We start from the raw sequence: 15,277 nt of genomic DNA, 5'->3' as shown, positions 1-15,277 counted from the left end.
GGCCGAAGGCCCGACCGCAGGGGCGCTCCGTCGCGCGGCCCTCAGCCGGCGATCGCCAGCGCTTGCACCATCCCGGCCTTGCGCTGGTGTTTCAGCCGGTAGCTCTCGCCGCTGATCGGCACGATGTGCGCGTGATGCAGCAACCGATCCAGCAGGGCCGCCGTGAGCGTCGCGTCCTGGGCGAAGGTGCTGTCCCACTGCCCGAACGACAGATTGCTGGTCACGATCAGGCTGCCCCGCTCGTAGCGCGCCGCGATCACCTGGAAGAACAGGTTGGCCTGCTCGCGCGTCATCGGCAGGTAGCCGATCTCGTCGACGATCAACAGCCGGTAGGCGTTGATCGCCCGCTGCATCACGTTCTTGAGCTGGTTGCGCTCATGCGCCAGGACCAGCGTCAGCAGCAGGTCGGCGGCGGTGGTGAAGCGCGTCTTGATGCCGGCCTGCGTGGCGCGGTAGCCCAGCGCGATGGCCAGATGGGTCTTGCCCACCCCGCTGGGGCCCACCAGCACAACGTTCTCGGCACGCTCGACGAAGGCGAGGCTGGCCAACTCCTCGAGCTGGCTGCGCTTGAGCCCGCTGGCAAAGCCATAGTCGAAGTCCTCGAGCGTCTTGATCGCCGGGAAGCCCGCCAGGCGCGTGAGCATGCTTTGCTTGCGGCTCTGACGACCGGCCGCCTCGGCCCGCAGCAACTGCTCGAGGAAGTCGCTGTAGGCCAGTTGGTCGGTGGCCGCCTGCTGGGCCGCTGCGGCGTAGCCTTGGGCGGTCAGCGGCAGGCTCAGCGTCTGGCACAGCGCCTGGATCCGTTCGTATTGCAGGTTCATGCGCCGATCTCCTGCGCCTGTTGCAGCGTCTGCAGCAACGCGTCGTAGACGGCCAGCGGATGCTGGGCGGGTTGTTCCGTTTCGAGGTGCGCACGCACGGCGGGCGGGCGCACGGGGCCCTCGTCGTGTGCCGCCTCAGCCTGCGGCCGGGCGCCCTCGATGTCGCCCCGCCACGGCGGTGCCAGCGCCTGCAGCGCAGCCCGTTCGGCCGCCAGCCGCGCTACCGGTTGCTCGCCGGTGGTGCCATGCACGCGCACGTTGGCGACTTCGTCGAGCCAGCGGCGCACCTGCACCGTGGCCGTGGCGGCGTCGAGCACCAGACCGGCCTGCTTGAACTGCGCCACCAGCGGCACGTAGAACGAGCGCCGCAGATAGCCGTTGAAGCGCTCCACCTTGCCCTTGGTCCGTGCCCGATAGGGGCGGCACAGCTTGATCACGAACCCGGCGTGACGGGCGTAGTCCAGAAAGCCGGCGTGGTAGCGGTGCGCGCCTTCGCCGTCGACATCGCGCTCGAGCACCACGGTCTTCATGTTGTCGTACAGCACCTGGCGCACCACGCCCCCGAACGCCGCGAAGCTGCGCTCGTGGCAGCCGATCAGCGTCGTCACCTTCATGTCGGTGACAAACTCGACGTAGCTCATGCGGCTGTAGCCGAGCGTGGCGCAGAACGCGTACAGCGGCTGCGCGCCCTTGCGAAACTCCACCCAGTCGACCTGCATCTGGTGGCCCGGCGCCGTCTCGAAGCGCACCACCGGCTCCGATGGCTGCGCCGGCTTGAGCATGTGCATGAACGCGCGCAGCTGGCTGGCGCCACCCTGATAGCCCTGCGCCACGATCTCACGCATCAGCACCGAGGCCGGAATCCAGTGCGGATGCGCCGCCGCCTGGCGTTCGCGCAAGTACGCCTCGAAGGGCGCCAGCTTCGTCACCCGCTGGACCTTGCGCGCGTAGCGTGGCAGCTCCGGCGACGCCAGGTGCGCACGCACCGTGTTCACCGCACACCCCACCTCGGCGGCGATCCGCCGAAGGCTCAACCCGTGACGCCTCAACAGTTCGATTTCCACATACACCTCGTCTGTGATCACCCGGGCTCCAAATGGCCCGATCTTCTCAACTCGGTGTATCAACTTTCAATCGGCAGCCCGTAAGCGGTAACTGACGAGCGTTCTTGACTACTTCGAGATCCCGAAGAGATCGGATCGCAGCGGGTTGGCAGCGAAGTGCTGCTTCCACAGACGGGGGGTGAGTTGCGCGACGTCGGCAGCGGGGTGTTGGCCGACACGCTGCAGCACATCGACCAGATAGTCGTACGGATCGATGTCGTGCAGCCGGCAGGTGGCGATCAGGCTCTGCGCGATACCGACGTATTTGGCGCCGACCTCGGTCCAGCAAAAGAGCCAGTTGCGACGACCCATCGGCACCACGCGTAGCGCCCGCTCGAGATGGTTTGTGTCGATCGCCACTTCAGGATCGCGCAGGTACACCTCGAGGGCGGCCCGGCGCTCCCGCACATAAGCCATGGCGGTGGTGAGCGGCGAGCTGGGCAACAGGCCGTGGGTGTCGAACTGGGCATCGACCCAGGCGAAGAACTCGTGGACCACGGGCTGTGCATGCTCGATCCGGTACGCCCGGCACGCCTCGCCGACGAGCGTGGCCTCGCGGATGCGTTTTTCGACCGCATAGAGCTTGCCGATCATCTCCAGCGCCCGGCCCGCGCGCTCGGGCTCGACCGACTGGGCGTCGAAGAACTTCCTCCTCGAGTGCGCCCAGCATTGCGCGTGCGTGAGCCCGCACTTCTCGGCATAGCGTTCGTAGGCGCCATAGCCATCGGTGAGCAGCACCGCCCCCTCGGGCGGCGGGTCGGTGCCCAGGATCTGCTCGATGTGCTGCGCCTTGCGGCTCTCGCGATAGACGAAACAGATCTCGTCACGTTCGCCATAGACCGGCCAGAAGTAGCCGCCCTTCATCTTGCCGGGGCCCGCACGGCCGGCCTTGATCGGGGTCTCGTCCATCGCCTTGATGCGGCTCGCGCGGATCGAGTCGAGTTGGGCCGTAAAGATCGGTTCGAGCAGCGCGAGCGCCCCGTGGGTGAGCTGCGTGAGCCACGGGCGCGACACCCTGATGCCATTGTCGCCGAGCCGCTGGTGCTGGCGGTAGAGCGGCTGGTGGTAGCAGAACTTGTCGGTGATGAGCCCGGCGACGAAGCTCACATCGGCGCGGCTGCCGCGAATCACCCCCCCGGGTGCCGCCGGGCAGGAAATCGCCTGGGTGTCGAGGCGCTTGATCACCGGACGCACGTACTTGAGGATCACGTAGCTGCCCGGGCGCTGCGCCAGGCGGTGACTGACCTTTTCGCCGATCACCTCGAACTGGTCGGGGGCGAGCCCCTCGGCCTCGGGGTTGGGCACCTCGATGGTCTCGACCGGCACGCGGGCCTCGTCGAAGAACAGCGCCGATGCGTCGCCCTTGGCGCAGTCGCTGGTGCGGGCCCGGCGGGTGTGGGCGGCAATGTCCTGACCGGGGGGCGGCGGCGAGGATTCGGGCACCGGCAACTCGCCCAGGCTCATCTGATGCGGGTTGGCGTCCACGAGGCGCTTCTCGCTCTTCGCCCCGAAGAGCTGGCGCCGGAACCAGTCGAGCTGGTGGCGCATCGCCTCGCATTCGCCTTTGATGACCTCGAACTGGCGCTGCTGCGCCAGATGCGCGCCCGCCAGTTCGACGACCTGATCGGCCGTCCACCGGGCGGCTTCTTCACGGGTCGGCAGCTGCGTCAAAGGCGTCGGAGGCATGGCGTCATTTTACCAAAAAAGCCAGCATTCATGCGGGTTTGCGGTGACTTGCGGGCAGCGCGAAGCGCTTTTTGAAGCGTGCCGGCTCGATGCCTTCGAGCAACAGCTTCAGCCCCGTCCAGTCCATCTCGCGGCTCGTCGCCCGCGACCAGTCCGACACGAAGCGACCCGACTCGAGCCGCTTGGCCCAGATGCAAAACCCGCTGCGGTCCCAGTACAACACCTTCATCTGGGTCGCGCGCCGGTTGATGAACACGAACAGATGCCCCGACAACGGATCCTGTCCCACGCCGTGGCGCGCCAGCGCATACAAGCCGTCGAAGGATTTGCGCATGTCGACCGGGCGCCCGTACAGATGCACCCGCACCGCGCCTTCGGGAAAGAACATCAGCCGCGCACCAGGTGCAGCACCACGCCGTCACCCAGGTCAAGCTTCAACTCCCAGCGCGAAGCGCCGCCCGAACCCAGCACTCCCAGATCGACGAACGCCTCTTGCCGAGCCGGCCCCACCGCGACGGCCTTGCCGCACACCGGCCCGACGATCGCACGCCAGCGCTGAAAGCTCGAGACGCTGATCGACTCGTGCGCGCAGAATGCCGTGACGCTCAGCCCGCTCGAACCGTGGCGGGCGAACACCTCCTGCCACTCCTCTCGGCTGCGCCGGCGCCATTTGCGCTTGAGCACCCCTGCCATGAACGATCCCTCCATTGTTGACCCTGGAGGCAATTGTCCACGTCGATCACGTGCCCTGGAATAACGCCGGTCAGTTACCGCTTACGGCAGCCCGTATCAACTTACATCCGGCAGTGACAGCACTCGGTCTCGGAGTCGAATCATGTCAACATTGTTGATCTTCGCCGCGATGAACATCATCGTTGGACCTCTGTGCAATGAGGAGGAGGCTACTATACGGAGCGGTCGGGAATGCGCCAATCTTCGGCGAGTTTCTCGAATTCGCCATTCAAGCACCCCAGTAGCAGGTGAACCTCTTGCTGCGGCTGGCTATCCATCTGGAGGACGGTGAGACAGTCTCGGAAGATTGCTTGATCGAGCGCCCGGAAACCGGTTAAGTCGACGGGAAAACGGATGCCGTTATACAGGCCAAGAAGGAACTCAGCGATGTACTTGCACTGGCCGGAGTGACCATTGGCGACAGTCCAGAGGCGTTTGAGCGCGGCAAGCTTGTTCAGAAGTGGGGGTAGCCATGGAAGGCCTTGGTTGATTACGCAGGCTGCATTATCACGCCAAGCTTTGCAGCGGAAAAGGGCAAAGCTTAGCGACGAAGGGCACGGAGCGCGGCGGTTCGCTCGGGGTTCGGTGGCAGGCGGGTCCGCTGGATCCGACGTCGTGGCGGTTTTTCAGCTACCGCCGAAACTGTGCCGGGATCACTTCGCGCTCGGCAGGGGTCACGCGGGAGCGAAGCTTCGCCGACATCCCGCTATCGCTGCACAGAGCTGCCTCAGCATAGAGCGGTCCGGCCGACGCGTTATGTTGTAACACCAGGATTGGGGCGGCGCCTTCTGGTTGTAGCGGCAGACTGCAACGGCCAGGGCGGATAGCGCGCTGAGCGAGCCAGCCCCGGAGTCGGTCAGCTGATTGGCCATTTCGATGCTTTGTTGCCGCAAAGGGACGGGGGGCTTGGGCTGAAGGAGCTTGGTGCCCATGGCGCGCCCATAGCTCTCGAGGGCTGCGACAGGGGAATACTGCTGTTCCAGAATCAGTTCCGCACGACGGGGCGCAGCCTCCATGGTGGTCGGCGCCAAGTTCCCGCCTCTTGCGAAAAGCCGCAACGCGGTTTGCTCGATTTCGGCTTCAATGAGAGGTGAGCTGCGCATACCGGATTCCCTTCAGTCGAGATCTGCCGGTTTGGAGGCGACGTTCGCGTTGGTTGTAGGCAACTTCGTTTCGCTGTCTGCAGCAAGCTGGTCGGCACTTGTGAGACGCTGCCGGGCTTCCATGTCCTCGTGGAAGGCGCGTTGATTCGTTGAGATGTAGATCTCGGTTGTCTGCACGGAGGCATGTCTGAGGGCATCCCGGGTGTGAAGCAAGCTGGCCCCGTCCTGGAGCAAATGAGTCGCGGCGGTGTGCCGCAACCAGTGTGCGCTCGCGGCCTTCAACTTCTCGGCGTGATAAGGATCCGTGCAGGCCTGAACGGCGGACAGAAACAGCTTCTTCAGGATCGCGTGGATGGTTTTCACGCTGACCGCGCGGCCAGTGCCGGTGATGTCCATCAGAAGCGGCTCGACAACGTTGGGGGAGGGGAGGGGAGGGCGCCTCGTCGATGCCCGGTACGCTCCGAGGAGTCGCATTGCCTCGCGCGTGAGTGGAATGGGCTGGTCGACGCTGCCCTTCCCGACTACTTTGAGCCACCAGCGCCCTTCGATGCGCGTGACGTCCGCCGTGCTCGCTTTCGCCATCTCGAAGCGACGAAGCGCGGTCAGTTTGAGGAAACCCGCCAGGAACCGTGTGCGCTGATAGTGCGCTTCGTCGCGGGCGGTCTCACGTGGCCACGTCTCCAGATGAGAGAGCACGAGCTGCCAGAGATCCTGCTCGAGATAGCGGTCGACCGTCGTCCGCCGCGGCTTGTAGCCTTTCTTCCGAGCGGCACGGAGCGGGTTGCCGGCCAGGTAGCCAACGCCGCAGAGATGCTCGAACATCCCGAACAGCACAGTGAGGGACTGACCCGCGGCGGACGAGGAGAGGGCGCCGACGAAGGGCCGCCATTCCGGGTTCGGTGAGCCATCCGCCAGGAAGCGGGGAGGGCGCTGCACCGACCGCCATTTCGGATTGTCGGTGCCGTCCTCGAGGTAGCGTGGCAGTTTTACCAAGCACCAGTCCTCGATGGGCTGAGGGTCGCGGAGAAACAGCCCGTAGTCGGTCAGGTCTTCCACCATCAGATCGGCGAGCCCCTTCCCTCTTGTTCCGGCCCACGTGAGGAGGCGCTCGACATCCCGTTTGTAGGCCTCGAAGGTGTTCCGGTTGTCGACGTACTTTGCGAGCCAGCCGCTCACGGCCTCTATGTCCGTCTCGGCCCGGGTAAGCGTCCGAGTGCCGGCGTTCGCGCCCACAATCAGCTTCCCCGGTTGGACAGGCAGGGCAGGGGAGAGGGGGTGGGTGGCGATTACCGGAAAGTCGGGCATGGCGTTAAATGGTAGCCGGGAACGCACGCATCGCGTCGCCCACGGGCCCGCTTGCTCTGTGGCCGCAGGGTCAATAGAGAGCGTCCATGCGAGGTAGGGCAGGGTACAGGCAGCCTTCGCCTGTCGGGAGGTACGTCAGATCGGTGACCCACCCCTGATTCGGTGCGCGCGGGGCAAAGGTCTGTCCGAGCACGTTCTCTGCCACCGGCAAGCTGTGATTCGAGTTCGTCGTCGCCTTGAATTTGCGCTTTTGTCGGCAGCGAAGGCCCAGCTCGCGCCACAGGCGGGCGATGCGGTCGCGGCCGGCAGCAAAGCCGCCCGCGGCCAGCTCCGGCTGCAGACGAGGTACGTCGTAAGTCTCGCGGCTGCGCGGGTGGGCGACGTTGATCGCCACTTTCAGCCGCTCGTCCGACTGGCGCTTGCACGACGGCGGCCGTTTCAGCCAAGCGTAAAAGCCGCTGCGTGAGACGTCGAACACGCGGCTCATGACCTTGACTGGAAAGCGGAGTCGCCAGTGCTTCATGAACGCGTACCGGGCAGCGACTCCCTGGCAAAGTACGCGACGGCCTTTTTTATTGCGTCGCGCTCGATCCGGGCTTCCGCCAACTCTTTGCGCAACCGGGCGTTTTCGGCCTCCAGTTCCGCGACCGACCGCCCCCCCGGCGGAAACTCCGGCGTGTAATGCTGACATTTTCTTTGCATCTGCTGCTCCCGTTCCGCAAGTCTACCAACCGGGAGTGTCCATTTTCGTCAGGCTACCTCAAGTCCCGGCCGCCCGCCACTTTCGTCCCTTCGCTCCTCCTGAAAGTGAGCGTCGTTAGCGGAGGGTTGCTATAATTGAACTCATATACCAACCGGAGCGGCGCATGCCCAACGAACCCAAGCTCGGCCGACTGGTTGCTCAGTCTCGCTACCGGCCGCTGTCGCCCGCCGGCCCTCGCAAGCGCCGGGTCGTCTTTACGCAGGATCTACGGATCGTCGTTCGTGGGTTCGAGAATAGGAACTACGTGGCGCCGGCCGGCGACGCAGCTGCCGATCGCCAAGCACCCGGCGGCGCACGCGACCCCGGCCTGCAATCGCTCCTGAAGGAGCGCACCGAGGCGCTGTTGCAGCGTTCGCCCGCGCTCGCAGCGCACCTGGACGCAAACCTCGTCCTGCGGGAGCAGTTCGCCCAGCGTACGCAGCTGTGGAGCGCCGCCAAAGTCGCCGAGTTCGCCAAGTCCTCGGCCGAGAACCGGCACGCCCTCACCTCGCGCTGGTCCGCCGAAAAGCGGGTTTTCGGCGTACGAGACAAGGCTATGCTGTTCCCGGCCTTCCAGTTCGACCCGGGCACCAGCCGGCCTTATTCGGAGGTGCGCTCAATCATCGAGGCCCTCGCCCCCGATTACGAAGGGTGGTCGCTCGGGATCTGGTTCATCACTCCCAACGACTGGCTCGACGGGGCCGCACCGCTTGACGTTTGGCCCGCCAAACGTGATCGGGTCGCTGCCGCGGCGCGCGAGGAACACGACATGTTCCATGGCTGAGCTCGTCCCGCTGCCGCCCGACGCGGCTGCGCTTCGAACTCTTCCGCTCGAGCCCGAATTCTGGCTGCGCGGGCGGGCGCTGTACCACATTCACGAGCTCGAGCACGGGGCGAGCAGCTTCAATCCCGGCAAAGGCAAGGGGCGCTTCCATCCGATCGCCCGCCTCGGCGGCGCGTCGATACCGACGCTCTACGGCGGCTCGACGCTCGTCGGCGCCCTGTGCGAGACGCTTTTTCGGCTCGAGCCTTCAGCGGGCTATCCGGGCCGCGCGGCGGTGCCGAAAAAGCGCGTGCTGCGCCATGCCTACGCGCTAATCGTCCCGCGCCGTCCGTTGCGGCTGCTGCGCCTGGGCGGCGACAACCTGCGACAGCTCGCGCTGCTGCGCGCGCAGCTCCTCGAGCCCGGTCCGAGCCATTACGGGCGCACTGCGCGCTGGGGCGAAGCCCTGCACGCCGCCTTCGCCGACATCGACGGCCTTGTCTGGCGCTCGCGCCAGCATGACGAGAGCGATTGCGTGCTGTTTTTCGGCGATCGGGTTCGTGACGGCGAGCTCGGCGTCGACCGGCAAACGAGCTTCGAGACGCCCGCGGGCTGGAAAATGTTGCTCGAGGCGGCCGCGCGCGCGGGTTTCGTCGTGGCGGAGGACTGATCGCCAAAAGCGTCGTTGCAAGCGCCCCGCGCCCTTCTATAGTAGGAGTCTGAGGAAGGACCGCCGCCCTCGCGCGGCGCGGAGGTGTGCGATGAGCGACGAGTTCAACAAAGGGTATTTCTCCACCGGCGCGCAGCACACCTATGAAGCGAAGATGGGGCGCTGGGCGCGACTCGAGGAGGAGCGGCGCGCCGAGGAAGCGGCGCGGCGACAGTCCGAGCGCGAAGGCCAGGAGCACCTCGAGAAGCAGCTGAAGTACGCCGCATCGCTGACGCGCCCTGCGCCAGGGTCCGCCTCCTATGGTCCTTCGGCCGTCGCCGCCGCTGGCAGCGGTGGAGCGCCGAGCCTCGCCGGTTGCGTCAAGGGTTGCGCCGTCCTGGGCGCGCTGTTGATGGTCGCATACGCCGTCTTCGGGTTGAACATCGTGGCCGACTCGGTGCTGTTTGCCTGGGGCGTGAAAGGCGCGCTGTGGGGCGCGGCCGGAGGGGTTGCAGTGTATGTCGCCCTCGTGGTGCTCGGCCTTGCGATGAAGGTGCTTGGCGTCCTGATTAAGTTCGCCTTCTATGCGGCGCTCGTCGTCGGGCTGCTGTATCTGTTCAGCTAGCGTGGTGAGTTGTAAATTGCATGAATAAATGGCTCATCGGCTTGTCTCGCATGCCATAAGATTGGCGGCGGGAGAAAGTGATGGGCAGACCGAAGGCATAGATCGTGCTGAACGACGGCGAGCGTGAGCAGCTCGAAGCGTGGCAGCATGGCGCGCGAGAGCGGGCTGTGGCAAACCGCCGTCAGCCGCATCTGGCGCGCCTTCGGTCTGCAACCGCACCGGCAGGAAACGTTCAAGCTCTCGACCAATCCACTGTTCGTCGACAAAGTCCGCGACATCGACGGGCTGTATCTGGATCCCCCGGTCAAAGCGATGGTGTAGTGCGTCGATGAGAAGAGCCCGATCCAGGCGCTCGACCGCACCCAGCCGATCCTGCCGCTGGCGCCGGGGCTTCCCGAACGTCGCACGCATGACTACATGCGCCACGGCACGACGACATTGTTCGCTGCGCTCGATATCGCCACGGGAGAAGTCATCGGGGAGTTGCACCGATGCCACCGCAGCGGCGAGTTTCTGACGTTTCTGCGCACCATCGAAGCCAACGTCCCGGCCGATCTCGACATCCCTCTGGTGATGGACAACTACGGCACGCACAAGACGCCCAAGATCAGGAACTGGTTTGTCCGTCATCCGCGCTTCCACGTCCATTTCACCCGGACCTCGGCCTCCTGGATCAACCAGATCGAGCGCTGGTTTGCCGCCCTCACCGAGAAACAGAGCCGCCGCGGTACGCACCGCTCCACTCGCCAGCTCGAGCAGGTCATCCGCGATTACCTCACACGCTACAACGAAGATCCAAGACCATTCGCATGGACCAAATCAGCCGACGAAATTCTCGCCAACATTGAACGGTTTTGTCTGCGAATTTCTAACTCAGCACACTAGGTTAGCCAGGCAGATCTGCAGCAGATGAGTGCCGCCGAAGATTCGGTACTCGAAACGGTCGTCGGGCCAGCTGGTGACGCCGGCGATGAACGGTTGGCCGGCGATCAGTTACTAATTTCTGGTTGTCGTCTGTTGCGGGCATGCGAACTCCTTTTCAGGGGGCGCGTGGAACAACGAAGAAAGAAAAAACACTTCGACCTGGAAGGCTCAGAGTCCAGCAACGGCGCGGCTTTCATGCGCCGATCAGCTTGATTTCTCCGTGGAACATTTGGGCTATTCGAAGGGTGTTTTGAGTTCGCCAACGTAGGGTAAAAGAAACTGGTCATAATGGGAATAAAGACCAGAAACTAAGACAAAACGACACAAATATAACGCTATACGTGCGTATCAACACGTATGCACGTATATTTGCTAGGCTTCCATCGTATTGGAGCCCACATGCCCCGTAATCCCATGACGCCGCCCCGAAGGCGGCTGGTGACGACCTCGAGGCCTTGCTGCTACATGCCTGGCTCGAGGTTGCAAGAGAAGAAAACGAATTCTTGGCCCATAGCCTTCTGCCGAAGGGGGCCGGGGATGCGCAAGAGCATGGTCATCAGCCCATTACGCTGTTGCGGGAACGCAAGTACGCGCCGCTATTCGTCGCCCAGGTGTCTGTCTTGATGATGGGAGTGCCGCTACGTCAGCCGAGGCCCCCGGTGCCAGACCAACTGCAGACCCGGGCCATTGGTCGGTGACAATTAGCCTGGCCGGTCGACGACAACTATCTTGGCCGGTTGGATCTGTAGCCGGGAAGGTCCGGAAGCGAGGGATAGAGTGCTCTTCTGACGAGAGACGTTGGGAGACGCTCAGTGCCCGGCAGGAAGATCACGGACGAACAAGTGCGCAAATACAAGGAAGCAAGAAGGCAGGCGACGCAGCAGATCGCCGCGGCCCGGATGGGCATCAGCGTACGCTCGGCACGGCGCATCGAGCAGGCCGACGGACTGCCGTCGCAAGAAGGAGCGAGGACATGGCGAACGCGTGCCGACCCGCTGGCGGGGGTGTGGGAGGAAGAGCTGGTACCGCTGCTCGAGCGCGAGCCGGGGCTGCAGGGCCGTACGCTGCTCGAGGAGTTGCAGCGCCGGCACGGTGAGGTGTTCGGCGATGGCGTGCTACGCACGCTGCAGCGGCGGATTCGCCTGTGGCGGGCCGAGCATGGTCAGGAGAAGGAGGTCTTCTTCGCCCAGTCCAACCCGCCCGGGCGGCTGGCACTGTCCGACTTCACCGTGTGCAACGAACTGAATGTCTCGATCGCCGGCGAGCACTTCGAGCATCGCCTGTACCAGTTCGCGCTCGCCTACTCAGGCTGGCGCCATGCCGAGCTCGTGTGCGGCGGCGAGAGCTTCGCCGCGCTGGCGCAGGGGCTGCAGAATGCCTTGTGGGCCCTGAGCGGCGTGCCCGAAGAGCACCGCACCGACAGCCTGTCGGCCGCCTTCAACAACCTGGCCGAAGCGGAAACGCTCACGCGCCGCTATGCAGACCTGTGCCGGCACTATGGCATGCGTCCGACGCGGAACAATCTTGGGCAGTCGCACGAGAACGGCGCGATCGAATCGCGCCAGGGCAGTCTCAAGGGCGCGCTCGATCAGGCATTGCTGCTGCGCGGGCATCGCGACTTTGCCACGGTCGCCGACTACCAACGCGTCGTCGCCGATGTCGTTGCACGGCTGAACCGACGCATCCAGACGCAGCTGACCGAGGAGCGCAGCCAACTCAAGGCGCTGCCGATTCGCCGCACCAGCGAGTACGAGGAGATCGAGGCACGCGTGACCAAGTTCGGTACGGTCAGCATCCGGCGCGTGCTCTACAGCGTGCCCTCGCGCCTGATCGGCCACCGGCTCCAGTTCCGTCTCTACCCGGAGCGCCTGGAAGGCTGGCTCGGCGGAGTGTCCGTGTTCGAGAGCGTGCGTGGGACGGTGCCGGCGGGAAAACCACGCGGCAAGCAGATCGACTACCGCCACCTGTTGCCCGCGCTCAAGCGCAAGCCCGGCGCCTTCGCCCGCTGGGCGCTGCGCGACGAGATGTTCCCCCGCACAGAGTACCGGCAGACCTGGGAGCGGCTCGTCGAGAAACTACCCGAGCGCCAGGCGTGCAAGCTCATGGTCGGCCTGCTCGATCTGGCCGCACGCGGTGCCTGTGAAGCGCAACTGGCACAGGTGCTCGGCGAGGTGCTGCAGGCGGACGCCGTGCCCGATCTGGACACGCTGGCGGAGCGCTTCGCACCGCGCGAGACACCGATGCCGGTGGTCACCGTGTCGTTGCCGACGCTGTCGGCCTACGACGACTTGTTCGCGGTGGCGGCATGAGCGCGCTCGAGGCCGCCACGCTGCCGATGATGCTCACCGAACTGCGCTTGCCCACCATCAAGCGTCTGTGGCCGGCCCTGGCCGAGCAGTCCAACCGCGAGGGTTGGCCTGCCGAGCGGTTTCTGGCGGCACTGTGCGAGCACGAAATGAATGAGCGCGAGCGGCGCCGTATCGATCGCCATCGGGCCGAGTCGGCCTTGCCGCCCGACAAGCGGCTGTCGGCGTTCGACTTCGCTGCCGTGCCGACGGTCTCCAAGGCTCACGTCACTGCGCTCGCCGAGGGCGACAGCTGGCTCGAGCAAGGCGCCAACATCCTGCTGTTCGGTCCGCCAGGTGTCGGCAAGACACACTTGATCGCCGGCCTGGGCCACGCGCTCGTCGAACGCGGATACCGCGTGCTCTTCACCCGCACGAGCGATCTGGTGCAGCGGTTGCAGGCGGCTCGGCGCGATCTGCGGCTGCCGGCCGAACTGGCCAGGCTCGACCGCTTCGATCTGCTGATCTGTGACGACTTCAGCTATGTCCGCCGCGACCAGGGCGAGACCTCGGTGCTGTTCGAACTCATCGCCGAACGCTACGAGCGAAAGAGTTTGGCCATCACGGCCAACCAGCCATTCTCCGGCTGGGACCACGTCTTTGCCGAACCGGCCATGACGCTGGCCGCAGTCGATCGTCTTGTACATCACGCCACGATCTTCGAGATGAACGTCGAGAGCTTCCGCCGCCGCGTTGCTCAGAAGGGGCTCGCCCCTTCTGAGCAACGCAAACCCACAACCTCGAAACCGAAAGGCTGAACCCCTCATGCCTCGCTTCCACCGGCCAGGATAATTGACGTCGACAGGCCACGGTAATTGACGCCGGGCAGGCCATGGCCGAGGCTGCATGGGTCGTTACCAATAGGTATGCCTCGATGCTGGCCAGCATTGCACTGGAGGCCTACAAGCTCGGTCATCCGGACTTGGCGTCGTTGCTCGTGGCGCACTACGCGACGCCTGGTCAGGAGTTGGCGGAGTACATGGAGTCTGCTGGCGACCTCGCGTATGCAGCGCGTATTCGCCAGCACTTCGACTGCTCGCCGGCAACCGCTGCCCCCGCGTTCCTTGCCCAGGACGATATGGACCGGCTGCTGAAGCATGGGCACGGCCTTCAGCTTGGCGTTCAGACCCAGGAGGCGACGCGCTCCTGGCAAGATTCAAGACCCACCCGCGCGCAGCAGTTGCCGTGGGCCCGCGGCGTACCGCGAGATGGGGGAGATTGAGGCTGCCCGGGAACTTGAAGTACAGATCGAACAGGAAACCGAGAATGGTCCGCATCACTGAAGTCCAGTACGACCAGGTTGAGAAGGCGTGCACGGAACTGTTCCGAGCGGGCGAAACCGTGTCCTTTGCAAAGGTCTATTCCGCCATCGGCAGTCGAGGTGGGCAGCAGGTAGTCAGCGACATGATCCGGCGCTGGCGCCAGGAGACCGCCGCGACCATCACAGCAAAGCGCGAAAACACTGCCCTTCCAGAAGAACTGGTAGCCGCATCCGACAACTTGGTGGAAACCGTCTGGAAGCTGGCCCTGGCCCGGGCCGAGGAAAGCTACCAGCGGAAGCTCGGCGAGCTGGCAATGAAAGAGGCTGAGTGGCAGGTGCGACTCGAAGCTGCAGATGAGAAGGTGGCAGCGGTCGAACGCGAGAACCTCCTCCTGAATGGAGAACTCAAGGAGGCAAAGGCAACGCTACAGGCTCGAGAACACAGCTTGGCCGAACTGGAGACACGCCTTCGGGAGCAGCAGGCCGCCCTCGCCGCCCGCGACCATCAGATAACGGCATTGCGGGAAGACTTGGCAAGGGCGATGACGACACTCGAGTCCGAGCGCACCCGCCACGACGAGGTGCTCCAGGCTGTACGGCATCAACACGATGAGTCCATGCGCCAGGAGCGAGAGCGCCATGGAGCAGAACTTACCCAGGTGCATAGCCAGGCCGAGGCCGACCGCAGGCACTTCATGCAGCAGACCGACGACCTGCGCCAGGCGCATAAGCTGCAGGCGGAGCCTTTGCGGGAGCAGCTCGAGGGACAGAAAGTGGCGGCGGAGTCTTATCGGAAGCAGGCCTACACGGCCCGGGATGAGGCAGCACGTTGGCAGGGACGCGCGGAGGTCGCCCAGGAGGAACTGGCCGCGGTGAAGAAGATCTTGGCTAAGGTACAACGGCATCGAGAGAAGCATGTCGCATCACCGACCACGCCGCCCGGCGCCCGCGGAGACGCGCCATGAGTCTCCTGATCCTCGACTGAGGTGGGTCGGCAAGCGTGGAGTTCAAGCGTTCAAGCCACCATCTGTATGTAGTACTGCTGCCGGAAGGAAGCAGGTGACAGGTAGCCCAGTCGGGCCTGCTTTCGCTAACAATCGTAGAAGATTTCGGTGTACTCGGCGATCTCCTGCCAAGCCTGAAAATAGCGCGGCAGGTCCGCCTGTGGACGGCGACCGACCGAGCACCTGGGTTCGGCCAGCAAATCAAAAGTCATGA

At 64.7% G+C, this 15,277-nt stretch carries 15 protein-coding genes and 3 pseudogenes; 9 read left to right on the top strand and 9 right to left on the bottom strand.

Annotation, left to right across the window (positions count from 1 at the left end; genetic code table 11):
- Window positions 1-41 precede the first annotated feature (41 nt).
- The 8 genes and pseudogenes from istB (EBN1_RS22580) to EBN1_RS22550 all read right to left on the bottom strand — a co-directional run.
- The gene (gene istB, locus EBN1_RS22580) at window positions 42-821 is read right to left on the bottom strand and encodes an IS21-like element ISAzo17 family helper ATPase IstB (RefSeq protein ID WP_011254977.1); all 780 of its coding nucleotides are present in this window, start codon (window positions 819-821) and stop codon (window positions 42-44) included.
- The gene (istA, locus tag EBN1_RS22575; protein ID WP_011254978.1) at window positions 818-1,906 is read right to left on the bottom strand and encodes an IS21-like element ISAzo17 family transposase; all 1,089 of its coding nucleotides are present in this window, start codon (window positions 1,904-1,906) and stop codon (window positions 818-820) included. The genes istB (EBN1_RS22580) and istA (EBN1_RS22575) overlap by 4 nt, the downstream gene beginning before the upstream one ends.
- 87 nt (window positions 1,907-1,993) lie before the next feature.
- Window positions 1,994-3,610 (bottom strand): IS66-like element ISAzo19 family transposase, encoded by a 1,617-nt coding sequence (locus tag EBN1_RS22570; RefSeq protein ID WP_011236212.1) that lies wholly within the window; start codon window positions 3,608-3,610, stop codon window positions 1,994-1,996.
- Between the two features lie 28 nt (window positions 3,611-3,638).
- Window positions 3,639-3,998: an IS66 family insertion sequence element accessory protein TnpB gene (tnpB, locus tag EBN1_RS22565; protein ID WP_011236213.1), complete on the bottom strand. Its 360-nt coding sequence runs from the start codon at window positions 3,996-3,998 to the stop codon at window positions 3,639-3,641.
- On the bottom strand, window positions 3,998-4,303 hold the full coding sequence (tnpA, locus tag EBN1_RS22560) for an IS66 family insertion sequence element accessory protein TnpA (RefSeq protein ID WP_011236214.1): 306 nt from the start codon (window positions 4,301-4,303) through the stop codon (window positions 3,998-4,000). The genes tnpB and tnpA overlap by 1 nt, the downstream gene beginning before the upstream one ends.
- 212 nt (window positions 4,304-4,515) lie before the next feature.
- Window positions 4,516-4,800, bottom strand: a complete 285-nt coding sequence (locus EBN1_RS23025; protein WP_422103763.1) for a DUF7673 family protein — start codon at window positions 4,798-4,800, stop codon at window positions 4,516-4,518.
- A 657-nt stretch (window positions 4,801-5,457) separates the two neighbouring features.
- Window positions 5,458-6,621 (bottom strand): tyrosine-type recombinase/integrase, encoded by a 1,164-nt coding sequence (locus EBN1_RS22555; protein ID WP_157866796.1) that lies wholly within the window; start codon window positions 6,619-6,621, stop codon window positions 5,458-5,460.
- A 226-nt stretch (window positions 6,622-6,847) separates the two neighbouring features.
- Window positions 6,848-7,413, bottom strand: a pseudogene (locus tag EBN1_RS22550) (IS3 family transposase); the annotation flags it as partial.
- A 203-nt stretch (window positions 7,414-7,616) separates the two neighbouring features.
- On the opposite strand from EBN1_RS22550, the gene EBN1_RS22545 reads away from it, so the two are divergent.
- From EBN1_RS22545 to EBN1_RS22505, 9 genes and pseudogenes are all read left to right on the top strand, one after another.
- Entirely contained in the window at window positions 7,617-8,276 is a 660-nt protein-coding gene (locus EBN1_RS22545; RefSeq protein ID WP_011254984.1) for a hypothetical protein, read from the top strand.
- Window positions 8,269-8,925 carry an RES family NAD+ phosphorylase gene (locus EBN1_RS22540; protein ID WP_011254985.1) on the top strand — a complete coding sequence of 219 codons (657 nt, stop codon included), beginning with the start codon at window positions 8,269-8,271 and terminating at the stop codon, window positions 8,923-8,925. The genes EBN1_RS22545 and EBN1_RS22540 overlap by 8 nt, the downstream gene beginning before the upstream one ends.
- A gap of 91 nt (window positions 8,926-9,016) precedes the next feature.
- A complete protein-coding gene (locus EBN1_RS22535) occupies window positions 9,017-9,529 on the top strand; it encodes a hypothetical protein (protein WP_011254986.1) in 513 nt (170 codons plus the stop codon).
- Window positions 9,530-9,673: 144 nt separating this feature from the next.
- Window positions 9,674-10,414, top strand: a pseudogene (locus EBN1_RS22530) (IS630 family transposase); the annotation flags it as partial.
- A 24-nt stretch (window positions 10,415-10,438) separates the two neighbouring features.
- Window positions 10,439-10,666, top strand: coding sequence for a hypothetical protein (locus EBN1_RS22525; protein WP_157866795.1), 228 nt, complete (start codon window positions 10,439-10,441; stop codon window positions 10,664-10,666).
- A 599-nt stretch (window positions 10,667-11,265) separates the two neighbouring features.
- Window positions 11,266-12,762: an IS21-like element ISAZo16 family transposase gene (gene istA / locus EBN1_RS22520; protein WP_011235999.1), complete on the top strand. Its 1,497-nt coding sequence runs from the start codon at window positions 11,266-11,268 to the stop codon at window positions 12,760-12,762.
- The gene (gene istB, locus EBN1_RS22515; RefSeq protein WP_011236000.1) at window positions 12,759-13,556 is read left to right on the top strand and encodes an IS21-like element ISAZo16 family helper ATPase IstB; all 798 of its coding nucleotides are present in this window, start codon (window positions 12,759-12,761) and stop codon (window positions 13,554-13,556) included. The genes istA (EBN1_RS22520) and istB (EBN1_RS22515) overlap by 4 nt, the downstream gene beginning before the upstream one ends.
- Before the next feature lie 74 nt (window positions 13,557-13,630).
- Window positions 13,631-14,020, top strand: coding sequence for a hypothetical protein (locus EBN1_RS22510; RefSeq protein WP_041648002.1), 390 nt, complete (start codon window positions 13,631-13,633; stop codon window positions 14,018-14,020).
- Window positions 14,021-14,064: 44 nt separating this feature from the next.
- Window positions 14,065-15,024, top strand: coding sequence for a DNA-binding protein (locus EBN1_RS22505; RefSeq protein ID WP_041648000.1), 960 nt, complete (start codon window positions 14,065-14,067; stop codon window positions 15,022-15,024).
- 50 nt (window positions 15,025-15,074) lie between these two features.
- On the opposite strand, the pseudogene EBN1_RS22500 reads toward EBN1_RS22505, so the two are convergent.
- Window positions 15,075-15,200: pseudogene (locus EBN1_RS22500) on the bottom strand (IS3 family transposase); the annotation flags it as partial.
- Between the last annotated feature and the right edge of the window lie 77 nt (window positions 15,201-15,277).

The sequence above is a fragment of the Aromatoleum aromaticum EbN1 genome, assembly GCF_000025965.1.
Lineage (GTDB): Bacteria > Pseudomonadota > Gammaproteobacteria > Burkholderiales > Rhodocyclaceae > Aromatoleum > Aromatoleum aromaticum.
The sequence above is the reverse complement of the archived record's forward strand: the minus strand, read 5'-3'. Positions and strand labels throughout refer to the sequence as shown.